The organism is Bartonella doshiae NCTC 12862 = ATCC 700133 (assembly GCF_000278155.1).
In the GTDB taxonomy this organism is placed as follows: Bacteria; Pseudomonadota; Alphaproteobacteria; order Rhizobiales; family Rhizobiaceae; genus Bartonella; species Bartonella doshiae.
In genome coordinates this window covers 189008-211784 of the sequence record NZ_JH725095.1, presented here as the reverse complement: position 1 = coordinate 211784, position 22777 = coordinate 189008, and the positions used below count along the sequence as shown (strand labels likewise).

The following is a 22777-nucleotide window of genomic DNA, read 5'->3' as shown; positions in this document are numbered from 1 at the left end:
TTTTGAAGTGCTTATTAAAAAAAAGGGAACCATATCACTTTGAGCAGAATTATGAAAAAGGTGAAGTAAATATAATGATTACGCGTGCAGATAGAGATCCTATTGCGAATTGGTGGTGGACAATTGATCGTTCTATCTTTGCTGCTTGTTTGATTCTCATGGGTATTGGCATCATGTTGTCTTTTGCTGCGAGCCCTACTATTGCAAAAAAAATCGGAATTGCGGATAGCTTTTATTTTGTTCGGTGGCATATCATTTTTAGTATTCCAGCATTTTTTGTGATGGTTACGATTTCTTTTTTCTCGCTTCGTAATATTCGCCGTTTATGTGCTCTTTTGCTTATCGTGACGCTTGTCCTTATGGTTGCAACCTTATTTTGGGGTCCAGAATTAAAAGGAGCACGTCGGTGGATTCCTTTGTTTGGTATTTCTGTACAGGCTTCGGAGTTTATGAAGCCTGCTTTCGTGGTGATATCGGCTTGGCTATTTTCAGAACAAGTGGGGCGTAAAGGGATTCCCGGTCATACGTTAGCGACTATACTTTATGTTTTTTGTAGTGTGCTTCTCGTTCTACAGCCTGATATTGGTCAAACGCTTTTAATGAGTGCAACATGGGGTGGTTTGTTTTTTGTTGCTGGTATGCCTCTTTCTATTATTTTGTTATTTCTTATCTTAGGCGTTCTAGGAAGTGTTTTAGCATACCTTTTCCTTCATCATGTGCGTGAACGGATCGATGGCTTTTTGACAGGTGAAGGCAATACCTTTCAAGTAGATGTAGGGCGTGAAGCTATTTTGAATGGTGGTTGGTTTGGACGAGGTCCAGGCGAGGGAACGGTGAAACGTATTATTCCTGATAGTCATACAGATTTTGTGTTTTCTGTTGCTGCTGAAGAATATGGCATTATACTCTGTTTATTGATCATGATGCTTTTTGGCTTTATTGTCATGCGCTCATTGTATATAGCGTTGAATACGCGTGATTCATTTACACGTCTTGGTATTACTGGCATCGCGATGATGATTGGCTTTCAATCCGCAATTAATATGGCGGTTAATCTCCATTTAATTCCTCCAAAAGGTATGACGTTGCCATTTATTTCTTATGGTGGTTCCTCTATGGTGGCAATTGCACTTTCAATGGGTATTTTGCTTAGTTTAACACGTCGTTGGCCAGAAGCACGTCTTTCAGCTTTTTCTTCATCTTCTGTTTTGGATACCAATTTATGACTCATAAAAAAGTTATCGTTCTGGTTGCTGGTGGGACAGGAGGACATCTTTTTCCTGCGGAAGCACTTGCTATTGAATTAAGGCGGCGTGGATATGATGTTCATTTAGTAACAGATAAAAGGGCTCATTGTTTTGTGCGTTGCTTTGATGAAGAGCATACGCATGTTCTTTCTTCGGCAACATTTGCACAACGTCACCCTTTAGCAATGGTTAAAACGTTTTGGGCATTGTTGAAAGGAATGGGGCAGTCGTTGACACTTTTTTATAAACTGCGTCCTGTTCTTGTTGGTGGATTTGGTGGTTATCCTACTTTTCCTCCTCTTTTTGTTGCCTCTTTAACAAGGCGTGTTACATTTATTCATGAGCAAAATGCTGTTATGGGGCGAGCCAATCGGGCATTGGCAATTTTTGTACGTGCAATAGCAGGTGGTTTGTTGTCGCCTACAGGTTATTATGCTCATAAAATAGTTTTGACGGGTAATCCTGTACGTGAGGCTGTTCTCAAAGCAGCAGAAGTTTCTTATTCTCCCTCATTTTCTGAAGAACCGTTTCATTTTTTAGTTTTTGGTGGGAGTCAAGGGGCTTCTTCTTTTTCACGAATTGTACCTAAAGCAATTGCTTTGCTTGATAATAAAAACCGTCAACGTTTGCGAATTGTTCAGCAGGTTCGTGATGATGCTGTAGGGTTGATGAAAATCTATCGTGATATGGGCGTACAAGCGGAAGTTGCCTCTTTTTTTGATGATATGGCTGAACGTATGGCGCATGCTCATTTTATTTTGTCACGTGCTGGAGCCTCATCTGTTTGTGAAATAGCTATAATTGGTCGGCCCGCTTTGCTTATCCCTTATCCTTACGCTTTAGATCATGATCAAGCTGCGAATGCTGCACGGCTTGCTAGTGTGGGAGGTGCGCAAATTGTACAAGAAAAAGATTTAAATGCGCAAAGACTTGCTTCTCTCATAACAAAAGCTTGTACTGAACCGCATGTATTGGAAACACAAGCGTTGGCTGCAAAAAAGGTTGGGCAACCTCATGCAACCATTCGTCTTGCTGATATGACTGAAGCATTAATTGCGGGACGGTATCCATTAGACATTCAAGAGGAGTTTTTTGATGAAAATGCCGCTTAATATAGGCCTTATCCATTTTGTTGGAATCGGTGGGATTGGTATGAGCGGAATTGCTGAGGTTTTTTATAATCTTGGTTATAAAGTTCAAGGGTCAGATCAGGCTAATAATGCAAATGTTGAACGCTTACGAAGTAAAGGGATTCACGTTTATATAGGTCATGATGGTGAAAATTTAGGGAAGGCAGAGGTTGTTGTGATTTCCACTGCTATAAAAAAAACAAACCCTGAATATATAGCTGCAAAAGAAAGGCATTTACCGATTGTGAGACGAGCAGAAATGCTTGCTGAGCTTATGCGATTTCGTCGAGCAATTGCTGTCGGTGGTACGCATGGCAAAACAACAACTACATCAATGGTCGCAGCGCTTCTTGATGCTGGTCGTTTGGATCCAACAGTAATTAATGGTGGTATCATCAATGCTTATGGTACGAATGCGCGTATGGGAGATGGTGACTGGATGATTGTTGAAGCGGATGAAAGTGATGGAACATTTTTAAAGTTGCCTGCGGATATCGCTGTTGTTACCAACATTGATGCGGAGCATTTGGATCATTACGGTAGTTTTGGTGCTGTGCGTGAGGCCTTTCGACAATTTGTGGAAAATGTTCCTTTTTATGGTTTTGCTGTTTTATGTCTTGATCATCCAGAAGTGCAGTCGTTGGCAAGTCGTATTGATGATCGTTGGGTGATTACTTATGGTAAAAATCCACAAGCTGATGTTCGTTTTTTAAATCTTTTGATGGATGGTCAAAAAACACATTTTGATGTTCTTATTCGTTCGCGTAAGACAGGACGAGAAACTGAATTGAAAAATTTAATTTTACCAATGTCAGGACAGCATAACGTTTCGAACGCAACTGCGGCAATTGCTATTGCTCATGAGCTTGGAATTTCAAATGAATCTATCAAAAAGGGCTTAGCGAATTTTGGTGGAGTAAAACGGCGTTTTACGCAAATAGGAAGTTGGCACGGTGTTGAAATATTTGATGATTATGGTCATCATCCTGTTGAAATAAAAGCTGTTTTACGCGCAGCGCGTGAGAGTGCAAAAGGGCGCGTGATTGCTGTTGCGCAACCTCATCGTTATTCGCGTCTGTGTCATTTATTTGATGATTTTGCTGCTTGTTTTAATGATGCCGATACAGTGTTGATTGCACCAGTTTATGCAGCTGGTGAAGAGCCAATTTCTGGTTTTGGTGCGAAAGAATTGGTGGAGCATATTCAAATGGCAGGTCATCGTGATGTACGTTTGATTCATTGTTTAGAAGATGTTGTTTCGCTGGTTTCTGCATTTGCTAAGTCTGGTGATTATGTTGTTTTTCTTGGTGCTGGCAATATCACACAATGGGCTTGTGCGTTGCCTCACCAATTGGCGGAATTTGATAACAATGGTAAATTTTCAGTTCATTGATGGTGAGGCGCTATTGGCGCAATTGCAACCGGTATTAAGTGGGGTAAAAGGCAAACTTACACCTAATGTTGATATGTCTAAGGTGACGTGGTTTCGTACTGGTGGACGAGCAGAGCTTTTTTATCAGCCTGCTGATGAAGCTGATTTAGCTTTTTTTCTTCAGAATTTACCTGAATTTGTACCAGTAACAATTGTGGGGATCGGTTCTAATCTTTTGGTTCGTGATGGGGGAATTCCTGGCGTTGTTATTCGTCTTTCGGCAAAAGGTTTTGGGCAAATACAGCAAGTTTCTCCAAAGCGCTTTTTAGTTGGTGCTGCTACAGCGGATAAACATTTAGCTGCGGCTGCTTTAAAGGCTGGGATTGCAGGATTTCATTTTTATCATGGTATTCCTGGTGGTCTTGGAGGAGCACTTAAAATGAATGCGGGAGCTAATGGTATTGAAACGGCGGCGTGTGTTATTGAGGTTTATGCCCTTGATCGTAAAGGACAACGTCATGTTTTGAATGTAGAGGATATGCATTATTCTTATCGTCATTGTGATGTTCCTGAAAATTTCATTTTTACTGCTGCTTTGTTGGAAGGACAGCCAAGAGATAAAGATGATATTCAAGCAGCTATGGATGAAGTTGCTTTTCATCGGGAAAGTGTGCAACCTATTCGTGAGAAGACAGGTGGGTCAACTTTTCGTAATCCTGAAAGTATTTCTGCATGGCGTGTTATTGATGAAGCTGGATGTCGTGGTTTACGAATTGGTGGTGCACAAATGAGTGAAATGCACTGTAATTTTATGATTAATACAGGACAAGCAACGGGTTATGATCTTGAGGCATTGGGTGAAGCAGTGCGTGCTCGTGTTTTTGCTCATTCGGCGCATCTGTTACAGTGGGAAATACAGCGTATAGGTCAATTTGAACAAGGCCGTAGTGTTTTCTTTTTCGACCCATTTAATTAATTTATTGAATGCCACAAAAAAATGACAATAAAAAATTGAGTCATTTCAAAGAGATAATGAAAAAATCTATTAAGAATCAATAAATTAACAAAGAAACTCTTGCGTCAGAGGGCTGAGTCTGATTCATTAGAGTAAATGCTAGGCTATTGATTCGCAAGAATAAATCTTAGTTTTTTCTGTATATGGTGTTGGTGGTTTTTTGTAGTCTATATATAGCGTACAAAGGAGGGTAAGCTGTTATGAAAGATGAGCATATAGCTGTATTGATGGGAGGATTCTCTTCTGAACGGTCTGTAAGTTTATCTTCAGGTACTGCTTGTGCTGATGTTCTTGAAGCGCAGGGATATCGTGTTAGTCGTGTGGATGTTGATGGTCATATTGCTTCTGTTCTTGAACAATTGCAGCCTGATATTGCTTTTAACGCATTGCATGGGCCATTTGGTGAGGATGGTCGTATTCAGGGGCTGCTTGAATATTTGAAAATTCCTTATACGCATTCTGGAGTAATGGCATCAGCACTGGCAATGGATAAAGGGCGTGCAAAAATTGTTGTTGCAAGTGTTGGTGTTTCTGTTGCTCCTTCTCTTGTCATGAGCCGCTTTGCTGTTGGACGCTCTCATCCTATGGAGCCTCCTTATGTGATTAAACCGGTGTGTGAAGGATCGAGTTTTGGTGTTGTGATTGTGGATGAGCATGATCCTGCACCACCTCTTACTGTTGTAGGAGCAGAGTGGGTTTATGCAGATGATGTGATTGTTGAAAAATATATTCCTGGTCGTGAACTTACTTGTGCGGTTTTGGGAAATGAGGCGTTGGATGTTTGTGAAATTCTTCCTGATTCGTGCTTTCAATTTTATGATTATGACTCAAAATATAAATCTGGTGGCTCTCTTCACATTTGTCCTGCGCAACTTTCATCAAATATTTACCAAAAGGTGCAAAGAATGTCTTTAGCGGCACATCAAGCGATAGGTTGTCGAGGTGTTAGTCGTTCTGATTTTCGTTTTGATGAGGAAGCGGGAGAGTTAGTTTGGCTTGAGATTAATACTCAACCTGGTATGACATCGACGTCTCTTTTCCCTGATATTGCGAAAGTGAGTGGTCGTACTTATGGCGATATTGTTCAGTGGTTGGTGGAGGACGCGTCGTGTATGCGTTAAATATTAATAATACAAATGTTCCGATGGTACTATCAGTGCCAGCTTTGCCACGTTTTTATCGTCGCTTTCTTCGGTTTATGTTTGCGTTTTTCTTTATACGTATTCATATTCCTCGTCATTTTGGTTCTTTCGCGGTTTTGTTTCTTTTCTTTGTCACACTGCTTTATGGGATTTCATCGAGTGGTCGTTTGGAGAGTATGATAAAAACTGTGATATCAGATATTGGTTTTGTAATCACCAATGTCAATGTGCGTGGCAATAAACACTTGGTAAAACAAGATGTTTTGAATCTTTTGGGGCTTAATACTACTCCTTCCATATTTACTTTTAATGTTGATAGAGCGCGTTCTATTCTAGAACAGCAAGCTTGGGTTCAGTCTGCTACTGTTCAAAAAATTTATCCAAACCAAGTGCATGTCTCTATTGTAGAGCGTGAACCATATGCTGTTTGGCAACATGATGGTATAGTGGATATTATTGATCATACAGGGCGTGTCATTGTGCCTTTTCAAGGAGGAGTCGTTCGAAATCTGCCTCTTGTGGTTGGTCGGGGTGTGCAAAATTCTGCCAAAGTGTTTATTCAAGCGCTTTCAGCTTATCCCAAATTGTATAGTCGTGTTCATGCTTTTATGCGTGTAGGTGATCGGCGTTGGGATCTTATCTTGGATAATGGTGTGCGTGTTATGTTGCCTGAAAATGGTGCGCTCGAAAGGCTTGCATCTCTTGTTAAATCAGGAACTGCACAAGAACTTTTTTCACGTGATGTTTTGCGGATTGATTTGCGTCTTTCTGATCGAATTACGGTATTGTTGTCGGATGAAGCGTTGAAACAACGTCGTGCTGCTGTGGCTGAAGAAGAGCGTATTTTAAAAGCGCAAAAGGTAGGAGGCCTATGATGTTGCTTGGATCGCATCATATGGGGGCGCGTAAGACGCGTTTTTTGACGGTTCTTGATGTTGGGTCAAGCAAGATTGTTTGTCTTATTGCATGTCTACGTCCTTTGAAGCGTGCGCACTATTTACATGGTCGTACGCACTCTATGGAAATTTTAGGTTTTGGAGTGCAATGTTCACGCGGTATTAAATCCGGTGTTGTGATGGATATGTTTGCAGCAGAACAATCCATAAGGTTAGCTGTTGACGCGGCAGAAAAAATGGCTGGTTTGGTTGTGGATTCGGTGATTGTGAATTTTTCCTCAAGCCGATTACAAAGTGCTCTTATTAATGGTGCAGTACATTTGGATGGCCGTGAAGTTACAACGCGTGATGTACGTATGGCATTTGCAGATGTTTCGCGCAAAGCTTTTGATGCGGAGCGTCATGTTGTACATTCCATTCCTATCTCTTATGTATTGGATGGAGATAAGGGAATTTCTGATCCTATTGGAATGGTTGGAGAGTTATTTGGTGTAGATGTACATGTTTTAACAGCAGAAACAGCATCGTTACGTAATTTAGAAACTTGTATTAATCGTGCGCATTTGAGCGTTGAAGCGATGGTTGCAACTCCTTTTGCTAGCGGTCTTGCTGTTTTAATGAATGATGAGGCACATTTAGGAGCTGCATGTATCGATTTTGGTGGCGGAACAACAACATTTTCCGTATTTTCTGATGGGAAATTTATCCATGCGGATGCACTTGCGGTTGGTGGGCATCATGTGACTCTTGATGTTGCACGGGGATTCTCTATGTCGCTTACAGAGGCAGAACGTTTAAAGGTTCTCTATGGTTCTGCGCTTCTGACAAGTTCTGATGATAGACATATGATTAATGTGGCAGAAATTGGAAATGAGCGTCGTGAAATTCAATATCCGCGTGCTGTTCTCAGTCGTATCATTCGTGCACGTGTTGAAGAAATATTAGAGATGGTGCGGGATTGTTTGAATCGTTCTGGTTTTGGTCACATTATTGGTAAGCGTGTTATTGTGACTGGGGGGGCAAGCCAGTTAACAGGGTTGCCAGAAATGGCACGTACTATTTTGGGAAGAAATGTTCGTATAGGGCGGCCTTTAGGTATTTCTAGGCTTCCTTCTCTTGCAAAAGGGGCGGCGTTTACATCTGCTGTTGGATTGTTAATTTATCCGCAATTAGTGGGGTTTGAAGAAAAAACCATGCAATCTGCAGTGAAACATTTATCGACTGGTACGCGTGGATATCTTCAGCGTGTTGGTCAGTGGTTGCGTGAGAGTTTTTAAGTAGGTCTGTACAGGAAGTTAAATTTCATCGCTTTGGCTTGCGATGTCTTATGAGAAGGAAAAGAAAATGACGATTAATCTGCATCGGCCAGATATCGCGGAATTGAAGCCACGCATTACCGTTTTTGGTGTTGGCGGTGGTGGTGGGAATGCCGTGAATAATATGATTAATGCTGGTCTTCAGGGAGTTGATTTTGTTGTTGCAAATACAGATGCACAGGCTTTGGCTATGTCAAAAGCTGAGCGTATCATTCAGCTTGGAGCTGCAGTTACAGAAGGTTTAGGCGCGGGGGCTCTACCGGAAGTTGGGCAAGCGGCTGCTGAGGAATGTATTGATGAAATTATTGATCATCTAGCAGATTCCCATATGGTTTTTATTACTGCTGGTATGGGTGGAGGTACCGGAACGGGGGCTGCACCTGTTGTTGCTCGCGCGGCTCGTGAAAAAGGTATTTTGACTGTTGGTGTTGTGACAAAACCATTTCAGTTTGAGGGTGCCCGTCGTATGAAAACGGCAGAGGCTGGTATTGAAGAATTACAAAAGTCTGTTGATACATTAATTGTGATTCCAAATCAGAATCTTTTCCGTATTGCGGATGAAAAAACAACATTCGCTGATGCTTTTGCTATGGCTGACCAAGTGCTTTATTCTGGTGTTGCTTCTATTACGGATCTCATGATTAAAGAAGGGCTCATTAACCTTGATTTTGCTGATGTTCGTTCTGTGATGCATGAAATGGGCCGTGCAATGATGGGAACGGGTGAAGCGTCTGGTGAAGGGCGTGCTTTAAATGCTGCTGAAGCTGCTATTGCAAATCCGCTATTGGATGATACTTCTATGCGTGGTGCTCGCGGTCTTCTGATTTCTATTACCGGTGGTCGTGATATGACTCTCTTTGAAGTGGATGAAGCGGCTAATCGTATTCGTGAAGAAGTGGATGCGGATGCAAACGTTATCTTTGGTGCCATTGATGATGAGTCACTAGAGGGAGTTATTCGTGTATCCGTGGTTGCAACGGGTATCGATCGTGAAGTTAGTGATGTGGGGCAAACTTCTCATTCTAAATTTCAAAGACCTGCCGCTTCAATTCGTAAAAGTGATCCTGGAACACCTCCAACCTCTTTTCATCCTCAATCATCTCCATTGCGTTCTGAGTCAATGGTAGAAGTGATGGAAGCTCTTGAAATAGAAATGGGGAACTCGACAGAAGAACAGTTTCGTCCCAAAAGTCAAATTTTTGCACAACCTGCAGATGCTGTTGCTCAACGAAGTGTAAATACTGCTTCTTATGGAGCGGGTGTCGTACATGGACAGATGTCCAATGCGCCGCGTATGCAAGTTAGTCGTAGTTCTTCGCAAGCTATGTCTGCGCCAGTGAGTATGGAGGCGACAGCGCATGTTCTTGATGAGATGACAGGGGTTGTGGAACAGAAGCAAGTACAGCAAAAGCAAGTACAACAGGTTCAGCCTCGTTTAGCACCGATGCGTATGCCAGAGTTAAAAGATTTTCCTCCTGTTGCTTATGGACAAAGTGAGAGGTCATCTTCTGCTGATCAAGGTCCTCGCAATCTTTGGCAGCGTTTAAAACAAAGTTTGACATATCGTGAGGAAGCTGAACCTGAGGCCCGTTTGGAACCTGCTGTAAGATCTTCTCAACAGCAAGAAGATTATGTTTATAATAAAGATTCTCAGACGCTTTCTTCAGATGCTTCTGTTTATGTTCCACGCCGTTCTGGTGAGTTGCATCCTCATGTGCCGCAAGATCAGCGTAGTTTTATTACTGAAGAAGATCAGTTGGAGATACCAGCGTTTTTGCGTCGTCAGGCACATTAAATTAGAAAAATCAGTTAGAAGGAGCTTTGAGCATTTTTCCCATGATGCTTAAAAGCTTTCTACAGTAAAATGTCCTACGTTTTTAAAACTTCTTTGTTTTTTATAAACCCGCTTATGATAGCGGGTTTATTATTTGCTATAGATATGATTTTTATGGTTTTATAAGATTAAAAAGGGTTCTGATGGAATCATATGATGAAGCCGATACAAAAATATCAGTCTACTCTTAAAAAGGCTGTGACATTTAAGGGCTATGGGGTTCATAGTGGTTGTCCGTCTGTTGTGAAGGTTTGTCCAGCTGATGTTGGATGTGGTATTGTTTTTAAACGTTTGGGTATGGATGGAACAGAGCATATATTCCCAGCACATGCATCGCAGACAGGAGCGACTAAATTATCAACAGCGCTTGGATGCGGGGACATAAGAGTTGAAACGATTGAGCATTTGATGGCTGCAATCGCTGCTTATAACTTGGATAATCTTGTTATTGAAGTTTCAAGTAATGAGATACCTATTTTGGATGGATCGTCGTGGCAATACTGTCAAGGTTTTGAAGAAGTTGGTATTGTGCAGCAAAATGCTTTGCGTTCTTATTTTATTATAAAAAAGCCGTTGCGAGTTGAAGATTCTAGTGGCGTTGCAGAGTTTTTGCCGTTTGATGGATGCCGTTTTGATATAACGATTTCTTTTCCTTCTTTTGCTATTGGTAAGCAACATTTTAATTTTGACCTTACTGCACAAGGGTTTCGAGATAATGTGTCACGTGCGCGTACTTTTGGTTTTATCAAAGACGTGGAACAATTATGGGGTTCTGGAAAAGGGTTAGGTGCTTCGTTGAAAAATTCTCTTATCATCGGTTTTGATGATGAGATCATGAATCCAGATGGACCTTATTGGGAGAATGAATGTGTTCGACATAAGTTGCTTGATGCAATTGGTGACACTGCTTTGCTTGGTGCACCTTTTATTGGACTATTTCGTTCGTATTGCAGTGGACATAGAATTAATTCGCAATTGGTTAAAGCTATTTTGGTAAATAAATCATGTTATGAAAAAGCTACTTATAGCTAAAGTGGAGAAGATTTTTTTGCAATTTGTTTGATTTTTAAGGGGATGGTTGATCTTAATTGCTAAATTGGTTGGCTGGTTTGAAAGTGATATGGTATAAAGGCCTTTGATAAATAACTTTTGCTATAAAGTAATATTTTTTGGAGACCAGAAAAATTATGACAAAATCTCATGTATGTATCGGAAATATGGCGTATAGAAAATCTAACGTTATAAGCAAAGTACTGGGTGTGATGCTTTTGGGTGGTACTTGTATATTAGCAGGTTGTTTATTTAAAGAGAAGAATACCCTTGATCCTTCCGCATATGTTTTGAAAATGGATCCACCAGATGTTTTGTATAATCAAGCATTTGCGAATCTTGAAAGTGGGCGACTTAGCGAAGCATCAAAAAAGTTTGCTTTGATTGAAAAACAGTATGCTTATACTGAGTGGGGGCGTAAATCTTTGGTAATGGGGGCTTTTACAAATTATAAACGGGCTAAGTATGATGATGCCATAAGTATGGCTCAGCGTTACATTACCCTTTATCCGGGAGCAGATGACTCCGCTTATGCCTATTATATTATTGGTCTTTCTTCTTTTCGTCGGATTTCTGATGTTACACGGGATCAGCGTGATACTAAGCGCGCCATTGCTGCTATGCAACTTCTTGTGGAGCGTTATCCGAATTCTGAATATGTTAAGGATGCTAAAGATAAAATACGTCTTGGACGTGAGCAGCTAGCTGGTAAAGAGATGCAGGTTGGTCGTTATTATGAAGAAGGTCGTCGCTATCTCGCTGCAAGTAGAAGATTTCGTACAGTGGTTGAAGAGTATGCCGATACAAACCAAATCGAAGAAGCACTTTTCCGTTTAACAGAGGTTAATCTTGCTCTTGGCTTAAACGAAGAAGCACAGACGGCAGCAGCTATTTTAGGACGTAATTATCCAAAAAGTGAGTGGTATAAATTTTCTTACAATCTCTTACAGAAAAATAGTATATCGCCGCATGAACATAAATCTTCTTGGATATCACATGCTTTGAGTGGTGATAAAAATAAGGCGCGTTGATTTTCTATGCTGATACAGCTTTCGATTCACGATATTGTTTTGATCGAAACGCTCGATATTCATTTTACAGCGGGCTTGTCGATTTTAACAGGAGAAACCGGGGCTGGGAAGTCTATTTTGCTTGATGCTTTATCTTTAGCTCTTGGTGGGCGTGGCGATGCTTCACTTGTGCGTCATGGGGCCGTGCAAGGGCAGGTGGTGGCTGTTTTTGATGTTCCTGTTTCACATTCTGCGCGCCAACTTATCCGTGAAAATGGTCTGGATGATGAAGGTGATATTATTTTACGACGTGTGCAATCAAGCGATGGTCGTAGTCGTGTTTTTATCAATGATCAGGTGGCTAGTGTTTCTTTAATGCGTCATATTGGTCGTATGTTGGTTGAAATTCATGGACAGCATGATGATCGTGCGCTTGTTGATGTTGCTACGCATCGCCAGTTATTAGATGCCTTTGGTGGACTTGAAGATGAAGTGGAAAATTTGCGTCATTGTTATCGGACATGGCGTGAATATGATGAGCGTTTGCAAAAACAGCGTCTTAAAGTAGAGAACGCTATTCGTGAAGCTGATTATCTTCGTGCGTGTGTAGAAGAACTTAATAAGCTTGATTTTCAAGTTGGTGAAGAGGATACTTTGTCTTTGCGTCGCGCTGATATGCTTAAATTAGAAAAAGTAGCAATGGATATTAAGGAGGCTGATGATCTCTTAAGTGGACCAAAATCGCCAATTCCTGTTCTTTCCAATTTGGTGAGACGTTTGGAGCGGAAAATTCCTGAAGCGCAAGCGCTCGTTACGCCAGTGGTGAAATCTATTGATGATGCATTGCATGCACTTGCAATAGCACAAGAGGGTATTGAAACGGCAATGCAGGCGTTGGATTTTGATACCGGTGAATTAGAACGAATAGAAGAGCGTTTGTTTGCTCTTCGTGGTTTTGTTCGTAAATATCAGGTTTCTGCGGATGAATTATTTCAATTGCGTGATAAAATGGATGCTGAGCTTGCTGATTTTGAGAACGCCCAGACTATATTGATGCGTTTTGAAGAAGAAGCACGGGAAGCACAGAAAAAATATGATATGTTGGCACAAACATTGTCAAACAAACGTCGCGAAGTAGCACACCACTTGTCGGAAAGTGTTATGGCTGAATTACCAGCATTAAAATTGGAAAAGGCAGAATTTATCGTTGAAATGCAGAGTGATGCTGAAAAGCGAACTGCTGAGGGAATAGATCGTATTGAATATTGGGTTCGGACAAATCCTGGAACACGGGCTGGACCAATGCTGAGTGTTGCTTCTGGTGGTGAACTATCTCGTTTTTTATTGGCATTAAAGGTTGTTTTGTCTGATCGTGGATCAGCTCCCACATTGATCTTTGATGAAATTGATACAGGAGTGGGTGGAGCTGTTGCTGCTGCTATTGGGCAACGATTGCAGCGTTTATCAGAAAATGTTCAGGTTTTTGCGATTACACATGCACCACAGGTCGCATCGAAAGCGCATAGCCATTTTCTTATTTCAAAGGTTGAAAGTAATGATAAAGGTCGCTTTGTTACAGGGATTCATAAAATGGAAAAACATGAGCGTGCCGAAGAAATTGCCCGCATGTTGGCAGGAGAACAGATTACGAAAGAAGCACGTGCAGCTGCTCAAAAACTTCTTTCATAATAATAATTGATAAGCGATATAAATACTGAGAGCACGTGTTCATTTGGATTTTATTCGTGAGAAATAGTTGAGATTATTATGATCATAGCCCATCATGTGGAATAGATTTTATGAACAAGGACGAAATAAAAAATCTCACTGTTCTTGAAGCCGAAAGTGAATTGGAGTGGTTGGCAAAAGAGATTGCGCGTCACGATCTGCTTTACAATACTAACGATCAGCCTGAAATTTCTGATGCAGAATATGATGCTCTTCGTTGGCGTAATGCAGAAATTGAAGCTCTCTTTCCAGAGCTTATTCGTGAAGATTCTCCTTCACATAGAGTTGGTGCACCGATTTCTGAAAAGTTTGAAAAATCTGTTCATGCACAGGCGATGCTTTCTCTTGATAATGCATTTAGTTTTGACGATGTCAGTGAATTTATTGAGCGCGTTCGTCGTTTTTTACGACTTCCAGAAACACAAGTTTTGGAAATAACAGCTGAGCCGAAGATTGATGGTTTATCTTTATCTTTGCGTTATGAGAAAGGAAGGCTTGTACAGGCTGCAACGCGTGGTGATGGATATGTAGGTGAAAATGTCACTGCGAATGCACGGACAATTTCTGATATTCCAAAAGTATTGCAAGGTAATTTTCCTAATATTCTTGAGGTTCGTGGTGAAGTTTATATGGGACGCGAAGATTTCCAAGAGCTTAATATGAATCAACAAGGGGAGGGAAAATTAGCTTTTGCTAATCCTAGGAATGCAGCTGCAGGTTCGCTACGACAGCTTGATTCACGGGTAACAGCAAGTAGAAAGCTTAAATTTTTTGCTTATGCTTGGGGTGAAGTGAGTGAAATGCCAGCAGAAAGCCAAATAAGGATGATAAAAAAGCTAAAAGAATATGGTTTTATTATCAATCCATTAACAAAAGTTTTTAAGACGTTAGAAGAGATTATTTCCTATTATCATCATATCGAAGAATGCCGCCATTCTTTAAGTTATGATATTGATGGGATTGTTTATAAGGTTAATGATTTGATGCTCCAGACGCGTTTGGGATTTGTTTCTCGTTCACCACGTTGGGCAATCGCGCATAAATTTCCAGCAGAAAAAGCGATGGCTCTTTTGGAAGGCATTGATATTCAAGTCGGAAGAACTGGAGCATTAACCCCTGTTGCGCGTCTTGCGCCTATTACTGTTGGTGGTGTGGTGATTACTAATGCAAGTTTGCATAATGAGGATTATATTAAGGGAATTGGTCATAAAGGAGAGCCAATTCGTGAAGGGCGTGATATCCGTGTAGGCGATACAGTGATTGTACAACGTGCTGGTGATGTGATCCCTCAAATTGTTGATATTGTTTCTGCAAAGCGCCCAAAAGATGCTTCTGCTTTTGTGTTTCCTCACTTATGCCCTGCGTGTGGGAGTCATGCCGTTCGTGAAGTAGGTGAAGCTGTGCGTCGATGCACTGGTGGGCTTATTTGTCCTGCACAAGCAATTGAGCGTATTCGTCATTTTGTTTCACGCAATGCCTTTGATATTGAAGGACTTGGGAAAAAACAGGTAGAGTTTTTTTTCCATGTTCAAGATGAAACGCTTTGTATTCATACACCAGCTGATATTTTTACTTTACAACGGCGCCAAGAAAAATCTTTGACGCGTTTAGAAAATATGGATGGTTTTGGTACTGTTTCAGTTCGTAAACTTTATGATGCCATTGATGCACGCCGAAAAATTCCTTTAAGCCGTTTTTTGTTTGCATTAGGTATTCGCCATGTTGGTGAGGTTAATGCACGCCGTCTCGCGCGCACCTATCAAAATTATGTTGCTTTTGAGACTGCTGTGATGGCAGCGATTGTGCCATGTGATAAGGAAAATAAACAAGGCAATGAGGCTTGGATAGAGCTTACTAGTATCGAGGGAATTGGATTACAGGTAGGGAGCGCAATTATTGATTTTTATCAGGAAGCGCATAACCGTGAGGTTTTGTCTGTTTTGCTTAAGGAAGTTATACCTATTGATGAAGAACTTGTGATGATAGATTCTTCACCAATAGCAGGAAAGATAATTGTTTTTACAGGAACTTTGGCACATATGTCACGCGATGAAGCAAAGGCATTGGCAGAACGATTAGGTGCAAAGACTTCCGGTTCTCTTTCTAAAAAAACGGATCTTCTTGTTGCTGGAGTTGGGGCAGGTTCGAAGTTAGTTAAAGCACAAGAATTAGGTGTTGAGGTTATAGATGAAGAAACTTGGTTGCAGCTGATTGCGTGACATTACGTTTAAGGTTTTTCATTCAAGAACGATGAATACACCAGTATTATCATTTATCTTATGTAAAGCATAGTTTGTGCTTATGTGCTAGAACGAGGAATACTGTATTCCCTTTCTTCTCTTGAGATTGTTATGGTTTCTCTTATTTTGCGAAGAGTTTTGATTTGTGAATATTCCAAATACGACTATTCGTATAAGGAGTTGTTTTTATATTCTTTGATGAAAATTTTGTATTTTTCTAAAAAAGAGAAGGGGGAGTTTTATTATAGAAAGAGTAAAAATTGTACGCTGCTTCACTTAAAGAGGCTTTGTTGCTTCTTTTGCCCATTTTTTATCTTCTTCATTTAAATAAGGTGCAGTAACCTGATAAACATGTGCATGATAATCGTTGAGCCATTGCTGCTCTTCCAGTGTCAAAAGCTCTGGAAGGACTAATCGACGATCAATAGGGCAATGTGTGAGCGTTTCAAAAGAGAGCATTTCTCTATCCCCACCGTTAATTTTTTGTGCTGGCTTCACAATCATCAAATTTTCAATACGAATACCAAAAGCGCCTTTGCGATAATATCCAGGTTCATTAGAAATAATCATTCCTGGAATGAGTTCTTGGCACCCATTGCGCGAAAGATTTTGTGGACCTTCATGAACAGAGAGATAAGATCCAACTCCATGGCCCGTGCCATGAGCATAATCAAAACCAGTTTTCCATAAGGCAATGCGTGCTAGAGCATCTATGTCTTGTCCGCGTGTACCTTTTGGAAATCGCGCGGTTGAAAGAGAAATCATGCCTTTGAGAACAAGAGTAAAGCAGCGCTTTTCTTCCTCTCCAATATTTCCAATTGCTATTGTACGTGTGACATCTGTGGTGCCATCACGATATTGTCCACCTGAATCAACAAGATAAAGTTCACCAGCTTTCAATAATTTATTTGTTTTAGTCGTCACGCGATAATGAACAATGGCACCATTTGCACCTGCTGCTGAGATTGTATCAAAAGACAGATCTTCAAGTTTTTCTCCCATTTCTTTTGCTGTTGTTATGCGAAATTCTTCTAATTTTTGAGCAGCAGAAATTTCACTTATTGTGCATGGTGTTTGTTTATCTAACCAAGAAAAAAAGCGGGTAAGTGCTACACCATCGCGCAGGTGTGCTTTGCGCGCACCGTCTAGTTCTGTGCTATTTTTAATGGCACGTGGTAAAGCAGCGGGATCAGTAAGCGTAATAAAAGAGCCTTCTTGTTCTTCAATAGTGGTGCGTAATTTTTCGCACGTTAGCCGTGGATCTAAGGCAAAAATTGTTCCCTTTTGAACATACTCTTTGATCTTTGGAATAAGCTGTTCTGGTTCATATAATTTTGCATAACGTTCCAGATATTGTTTCTGTTTTGTACCCAGTTTTGTGCTGTTAATGAATAAGGCCGGTGCTTCTTTGATGGGAATAAGAGCAAAACAAAGGGCAAAAGGTGTGTTGGAAACATCATTGCCACGTATATTGAATGTCCATGCAATAGAAGAGGGGTCTGTGAAAATAAAAGCATCTGCATTGGCTTTTTCGATATTTTGGTGAATCAAAGACAGCTTTTCATCGGTATTACATCCTGCATATTTGAGAGGATGAACTGATAAGGTAGATTGCGGTAATGGTGGTTGATCATGCCAGATAAGATCAATAGGATTTTGTTGAACTGTTATAAGTTTCCCACCTGCTTTCATTTCTAATGCATTTTTCAATGTATCTATAGTGGCAATGGTGAGGAGCCATGGATCAAAGCCAATAGAAAGCTTTTGCCCATTTTTTTCAAGCCACTGTGAAGGTGGGTAAGTTACGAGATCTTCATACTCAAAAATATCAGGATCAGTTTGTTGACGAACTTGGAGTTTATAGCGCCCATCTGTGAATATGATGGCTTTGTTTTTTAAAATGAGTGCGATACCTGATGATCCAGTAAAGCCTGTAAGCCAGCTAAGGCGTTGAGCATGTGGGGGGACATATTCTCCTTGATGTTCATCTGCACGCGGGACAAGAAAGCCATCTAGTCCGAGGCGATCGAGTTCTTTACGAAGAGAGCTAATACGCTCAAGAGCATGAGCGGGATTTGTTGTCGCTTCAAAAGATTGATACATAACAACGTCCTTTTCTTTTATTTTAGATGTATCGTAACCCATTCTTGACGGTGGTATGTTTCAATATGTTGTAGGCCTTGTTTGACATAAGCTTCCAATATAGAGGTATGTTGTTCTTCAAGAATTCCAGAAAGTATAAGTGATCCACCTTTTTGAAGTGCCTGGGCCATTTCTTGTGCAAGCTCAATGAGAGGATTAGCAAGGATATTGGCAACAATGAGATCAAAGGGTGCACGCGATGCAATTTTATCATGGGCAAAACCTGTTGCGGTAACAGCTGTAATATATTCTTTTACGCCATTGAGTTCGATATTGTGTTGTGCGACTTGAATAGCAATTGGGTCAATATCGGATGCAAGTATAGCAATAGGTTTGAGTTTTGCTATGCCAATGGCTAGTACCCCACTGCCAGTACCAAGATCAAGGGCATTTTGTGGATTTTCATTTTGCACGACTTTGGCAATCATTTCTAGGCAACCGGTTGTTGTTCCATGATGCCCTGTACCAAATGCTTGATTAGCTTCAATTTCAATGGGCAATACATTAGGTGGAATGTTTTCTCTATTATGGTTGCCATAAAGAAAAAAAGGTCCTGAATGAATAGGTATTAGTCCTTCAAGGCTTTTTTTTACCCAGTCAATATCAGGTAAAATTTCACTCTTAATTTTATTAGGATCTACGGTGAGAATGTTTGCAAAACGTTTGGAAGCATTCTCTTGGTTTTCTTTATCTACATAAAGCGAAAGCTCATAGAGGGCACTTTTTTCATCTATTTCTGTAAGAGCAAGAGGATATCCTTCTTCATCAAAGGCTGTTTCTACAAGAGCATATAACTGTTCTGCTTCGCTTTTTAAAGCAGTACAATACAGACGAATTTGCTGTGACATACTGTTTTTCTCTTAAATCAGTTTTTAAATTTAGTTTGAAACCAGCTTTTTCAGTCGTTCAATGGCAATTTCATCTCTTAATTCATCGTTATCTCTTTCGATTTCGTAAGGAATAACACCGGCGAGTTTTCCACCCTTTTTGAGTAAAAATATTGCGGCTGTATGGTCATAAGTGTAGTTTCCATCTGTTCCTGGTACTTTTTCAGCAACGATGTTAAAAGAATCTACCATTTTATGAACTTTTTCAGGATCTCCACTAATACCAATAATGTTATTGCTAAAATTACCGAGATAATCATGAAGTACTTCTGGCGTGTCACGTTCAGGGTCAACAGTAACAAACCACACTCCTAATTTATCAGCCTTTGCACCAAGGGCTGTCAGCCATCGATCAAGATTGATCAGCGTCGTAGGGCAACTCTCAGGGCACATGGTGAAGCCAAAGAAAATTATTGAAGGTCTGCTCCGAATATCAACTTCAGTGATTGTATTTCCATTAGAATCAATCAACGTGAAATTATCACCTAAAGGCTTATTTTTCAATGTATCATAAATAAAAACACCTGCAAGAAATACGATTGTTAGCCCCAAAATGCGTATTACATTTTTCATAATTTGACTCTCTTAAAATATCCAGAAATTGTAGCATTGATGGGTATATTTTGCAATCTCTGTTTCATGGTTGGTTTTATTCACTTGGGTGGTATGTTTCTCATTTATTACTCATGGAAAAATAATTGGTAGAAGAGGAATGAATATTCAGAAAGATTTCCGATTTCGTGCGTTGAATCCCGCATTCATACAACAGAGCGATTGTCTGGTTGTAAATGGGACGCTATGTGGAAATCGATAAGCGAGTGATTTTGCGTGATATAACCGTTTGGAATTTTCCTTATTTTGAGTGTAACAGTGAGGTTATTTATAGCGATATCGGACATTTTTGTTCTATTGCATCTCAATGTATGTGTGAATGCGCTAGAGAGCATCCCATGGCATGCTTTTCAACGTATAAAATACATATCGTCCTAACGAATATTCTTGTTAGTTATATGGCATTGGATAGCTCACTTTTGTGAAAGACATTGTGTAAAACGTGTTGTCATTGTATATTGATTGGGTATGATGCAATTATTGGTACAAATGTTGCTATAACGCAAGATATTATGTCTTATGCTGTTGTTTCTGCAAAGCGGTTGCGGATGCGTTTTCTGATAATGGAATTCAGCTTCTTTTTTATAGTTTGGTGGGATTGGCTTCTTGATAAAATTCATGATGCATTACCGGACATGCAAAATTTATTAATCAAATCCTTTATTCACAAATGGAAAAAGAGTTCAGAATAACATGAAAAGTGGTTTTTAGGTGAACGGTGATTTCGTTTTATGTGCGTTAAACTTTTCTTACAAAATTATCGAGTACACGCTTTTCTCCAGCTTTCTCAAACATAATAGTTAATTTATGATCGTCTATTGTTGAAATGCGACCATAACCAAATTTTATGTGAAAAACGCGATCATTGATTGAAAAATTTGATGAGGTATCAGAAGTTGATTGAGCAATAACTTTTCCCTGAATATTTTTTTGTGCATGCTTCCATCTCGGTGTAGTGTAACCATTGTCAAAGGGATGGTACTGTTTAAAGTGCGGTTGACCATAAGCACCATAAGATGTTTCCATTTCTACTATTTCGATATGTTCTCCTGGTAATTCATTGAGAAAACGGGATGGAGGCGCAGATTGCCAAAATCCATGAACTCTTCTATTAGATACAAACCATATATGTAGATGTTTCTTTGCCCTTGTCAGTCCTACGTATGCTAATCGTCTTTCTTCTTCTAATCCTGAATTTCCACCTTCATCTAAGGAACGCTGATGAGGGAAGAGACCTTCTTCCCAACCAGGAAGAAATACTGTTTCAAACTCAAGCCCCTTGGCGGAATGAAGAGTCATAATGTTAACCGCATCCATATTTTCATTATTTTCAGTATCCATAACCAATGCAACATGTTCTAAAAAGCTATGAAGACTTTCAAATTGTTCCATGGAGCGGATCATTTCTTTGAGATTTTCTAACCGTGTTGGGGCTTCTGGTGAACGATCTTGTTTCCACATGGCTGTATAGCCTGAATCATCAAGGATTGTTTCAGCAAGTTCTCTATGCGGTGTGTTTTGTAGCATATTTTGCCAGCGACGAAAATCTTCAATAATGTTGCGCAAAGCGCTGCGTGCTTTGGGTTTGAGTTCATCCGTTTCAATGATTTCAGCTGCAGCAGAAAAGAGAGGAATAGCACGTGTCCGTGCACTTTCATAAAGGGTCCGTAGTGTTGCATCTCCTAGTCCGCGCTTAGGGGTGTTGATAATGCGTTCAAAGGCCAAATCATCAGCTGGTTGAACAACAACACGCAAATAAGCCATGGCATCACGTATTTCCATTCGTTCATAAAAACGTGGACCGCCAATGACGCGGTAGTTAAGACCAAGGGCAACAAAGCGATCTTCAAATTCACGCGTCTGGAATGAAGCGCGCACCAATATTGCCATGTGATTTAATGAACAACCAGCTTGTTGTGCTTGTTCAATTTCTTCTCCGATTGCGCGCGCTTCCTCTTGAGAATCCCATGCTCTGTGAATCTTTACTTTTTCTTCCTGAATATTTGTTTGATTAGAAAAAAGCGTTTTGCCAAGTCTTCCTTTATTATGAGAAATTAGATGAGCAGCGGTTTTGAGAATATGTGTCGTTGAGCGATAGTTACGCTCTAAACGAATAATTTTTGCAGAAGGAAAATCTTTTTCAAAGCGTAAGATGTTATCAACTTTTGCCCCACGCCATCCATAAATGGATTGGTCATCATCGCCAACACAACAAAGATTGACCGATTGTTCTTCAGAATTTTGTGCTAAAAGGCGAAGCCAAAGATGTTGTGCTGTATTTGTATCTTGGTATTCGTCTACAAGAATATAGCGGAATTTAGATTGATATTTGCGAAGGATGTCTGGATTGTGTTGAAAGATGAAGATAGAATGAAGTAAGAGATCACCAAAATCACACGCATTAAGATCTTTTAGTCGGTTTTGATAATCACGGTAAAATTTGCGTCCCATGCCATTGCCAAAGGAATAGGCCTCACTTTCTGAAATACGTTCAGGTGAAAACCCTTGATTTTTCCAAGAATCAATCATCACTGCCAGACTTCGTGCTGGCCAGCGTTTATCATCTAATCCTTCGGCTTGAATAAGTTGCTTTAAAAGCCGAATGACATCATCATTATCAAGAATTGTAAAGTTGCTTGTTAAGTTGACCAGTTCTGCGTGCCGACGCAAAATCTTTGCACCGATGGAATGAAAGGTGCCAAGCCAAGGCATGCCTTCAACAGTTTCACCAATAAGCTCACCTATCCGTATTTTCATTTCGTGCGCCGCTTTGTTGGTGAAAGTAACAGCTAATATCTGCTTAGAAGAGGCAAGTCCTAAGCACAAAATGTGAGAAATACGAGTAGTCAAAACGCGCGTTTTTCCAGTTCCAGCACCCGCGAGCACTAAGAGAGGTCCCTCAGTGTTTATCACAGCTTGTCGTTGCTCTGGATTGAGTTTTTTTAAATAGTCGAAGTCACAACGTGTTTTTTCTCTTTCTGTTATAGTATGGGGTATTCCCCCAGAGTTATCTTCATGCTTGTGGGAAAAAGATTCGTCGTCAAAAAATGGTATATGATCGGAAAAATTATTCATTACATTCCTTGTGTAATATTTTTTTTATTTGAGCGCTAGGTCAAAAAAACTTTTTTCAAGAAAGCCAAAATCTCTTCAGTT

General features: G+C 40.3%; 17 protein-coding genes. 13 read left to right on the top strand and 4 right to left on the bottom strand.

Going from position 1 to position 22777, the window contains the following annotated elements; translation table 11 throughout:
- Positions 1-74 precede the first annotated feature (74 nt).
- The 12 genes from MCS_RS03865 (at position 75) to ligA (ending at position 15959) form a co-directional block, all read left to right on the top strand.
- Positions 75-1226 carry an FtsW/RodA/SpoVE family cell cycle protein gene (locus MCS_RS03865; protein WP_004855859.1) on the top strand — a complete coding sequence of 384 codons (1152 nt, stop codon included), beginning with the start codon at positions 75-77 and terminating at the stop codon, positions 1224-1226.
- Positions 1223-2359 (top strand): undecaprenyldiphospho-muramoylpentapeptide beta-N-acetylglucosaminyltransferase, encoded by a 1137-nt coding sequence (gene murG / locus MCS_RS03860; protein WP_004855857.1) that lies wholly within the window; start codon positions 1223-1225, stop codon positions 2357-2359. The genes MCS_RS03865 and murG overlap by 4 nt, the downstream gene beginning before the upstream one ends.
- The gene (gene murC, locus MCS_RS03855) at positions 2343-3770 is read left to right on the top strand and encodes a UDP-N-acetylmuramate--L-alanine ligase (protein WP_004855855.1); all 1428 of its coding nucleotides are present in this window, start codon (positions 2343-2345) and stop codon (positions 3768-3770) included. Before murG ends, murC begins: the two co-directional genes overlap by 17 nt.
- Positions 3748-4725, top strand: coding sequence for a UDP-N-acetylmuramate dehydrogenase (gene murB / locus MCS_RS03850; protein ID WP_004855854.1), 978 nt, complete (start codon positions 3748-3750; stop codon positions 4723-4725). The genes murC and murB overlap by 23 nt, the downstream gene beginning before the upstream one ends.
- Before the next feature lie 239 nt (positions 4726-4964).
- A complete protein-coding gene (locus MCS_RS03845; RefSeq protein ID WP_004855853.1) occupies positions 4965-5885 on the top strand; it encodes a D-alanine--D-alanine ligase in 921 nt (306 codons plus the stop codon).
- Positions 5873-6781, top strand: a complete 909-nt coding sequence (locus MCS_RS03840) for a cell division protein FtsQ/DivIB (protein WP_004855850.1) — start codon at positions 5873-5875, stop codon at positions 6779-6781. The genes MCS_RS03845 and MCS_RS03840 overlap by 13 nt, the downstream gene beginning before the upstream one ends.
- Entirely contained in the window at positions 6778-8079 is a 1302-nt protein-coding gene (gene ftsA / locus MCS_RS03835; protein WP_024864189.1) for a cell division protein FtsA, read from the top strand. The genes MCS_RS03840 and ftsA overlap by 4 nt, the downstream gene beginning before the upstream one ends.
- 67 nt (positions 8080-8146) lie before the next feature.
- Complete coding sequence (gene ftsZ, locus MCS_RS03830; RefSeq protein WP_004855848.1) at positions 8147-9913, top strand: cell division protein FtsZ; 1767 nt, start codon at positions 8147-8149, stop codon at positions 9911-9913.
- A 192-nt stretch (positions 9914-10105) separates the two neighbouring features.
- Positions 10106-10984, top strand: a complete 879-nt coding sequence (gene lpxC / locus MCS_RS03825) for a UDP-3-O-acyl-N-acetylglucosamine deacetylase (protein ID WP_004855846.1) — start codon at positions 10106-10108, stop codon at positions 10982-10984.
- A 155-nt stretch (positions 10985-11139) separates the two neighbouring features.
- The gene (locus tag MCS_RS03820) at positions 11140-12033 is read left to right on the top strand and encodes an outer membrane protein assembly factor BamD (RefSeq protein WP_004855843.1); all 894 of its coding nucleotides are present in this window, start codon (positions 11140-11142) and stop codon (positions 12031-12033) included.
- Between the two features lie 6 nt (positions 12034-12039).
- Positions 12040-13701 carry a DNA repair protein RecN gene (gene recN, locus MCS_RS03815; RefSeq protein ID WP_004855842.1) on the top strand — a complete coding sequence of 554 codons (1662 nt, stop codon included), beginning with the start codon at positions 12040-12042 and terminating at the stop codon, positions 13699-13701.
- A gap of 110 nt (positions 13702-13811) precedes the next feature.
- Positions 13812-15959, top strand: a complete 2148-nt coding sequence (gene ligA / locus MCS_RS03810) for an NAD-dependent DNA ligase LigA (protein ID WP_004855839.1) — start codon at positions 13812-13814, stop codon at positions 15957-15959.
- A gap of 297 nt (positions 15960-16256) precedes the next feature.
- Here ligA and MCS_RS03805 read toward each other — a convergent pair whose 3' ends face one another.
- From MCS_RS03805 to MCS_RS03795, 3 genes are read right to left on the bottom strand one after another with little or no spacing between them, the layout of a single operon-like run.
- Positions 16257-18083 carry an aminopeptidase P family protein gene (locus MCS_RS03805; protein ID WP_004855838.1) on the bottom strand — a complete coding sequence of 609 codons (1827 nt, stop codon included), beginning with the start codon at positions 18081-18083 and terminating at the stop codon, positions 16257-16259.
- A 17-nt stretch (positions 18084-18100) separates the two neighbouring features.
- Positions 18101-18970, bottom strand: a complete 870-nt coding sequence (locus MCS_RS03800) for a 50S ribosomal protein L11 methyltransferase (RefSeq protein ID WP_004855836.1) — start codon at positions 18968-18970, stop codon at positions 18101-18103.
- 30 nt (positions 18971-19000) lie between these two features.
- Positions 19001-19582: an SCO family protein gene (locus MCS_RS03795; RefSeq protein ID WP_004855835.1), complete on the bottom strand. Its 582-nt coding sequence runs from the start codon at positions 19580-19582 to the stop codon at positions 19001-19003.
- A 470-nt stretch (positions 19583-20052) separates the two neighbouring features.
- Here MCS_RS03795 and MCS_RS08875 point away from each other — a divergent pair, with 470 nt between their 5' ends.
- On the top strand, positions 20053-20313 hold the full coding sequence (locus tag MCS_RS08875) for an LbetaH domain-containing protein (RefSeq protein WP_342210404.1): 261 nt from the start codon (positions 20053-20055) through the stop codon (positions 20311-20313).
- A gap of 46 nt (positions 20314-20359) precedes the next feature.
- Here the strand turns inward: MCS_RS08875 and MCS_RS03785 are convergent, their stop codons facing one another.
- Positions 20360-22696 carry an ATP-dependent helicase gene (locus tag MCS_RS03785; protein ID WP_004855834.1) on the bottom strand — a complete coding sequence of 779 codons (2337 nt, stop codon included), beginning with the start codon at positions 22694-22696 and terminating at the stop codon, positions 20360-20362.
- Positions 22697-22777: the final 81 nt, after the last annotated feature.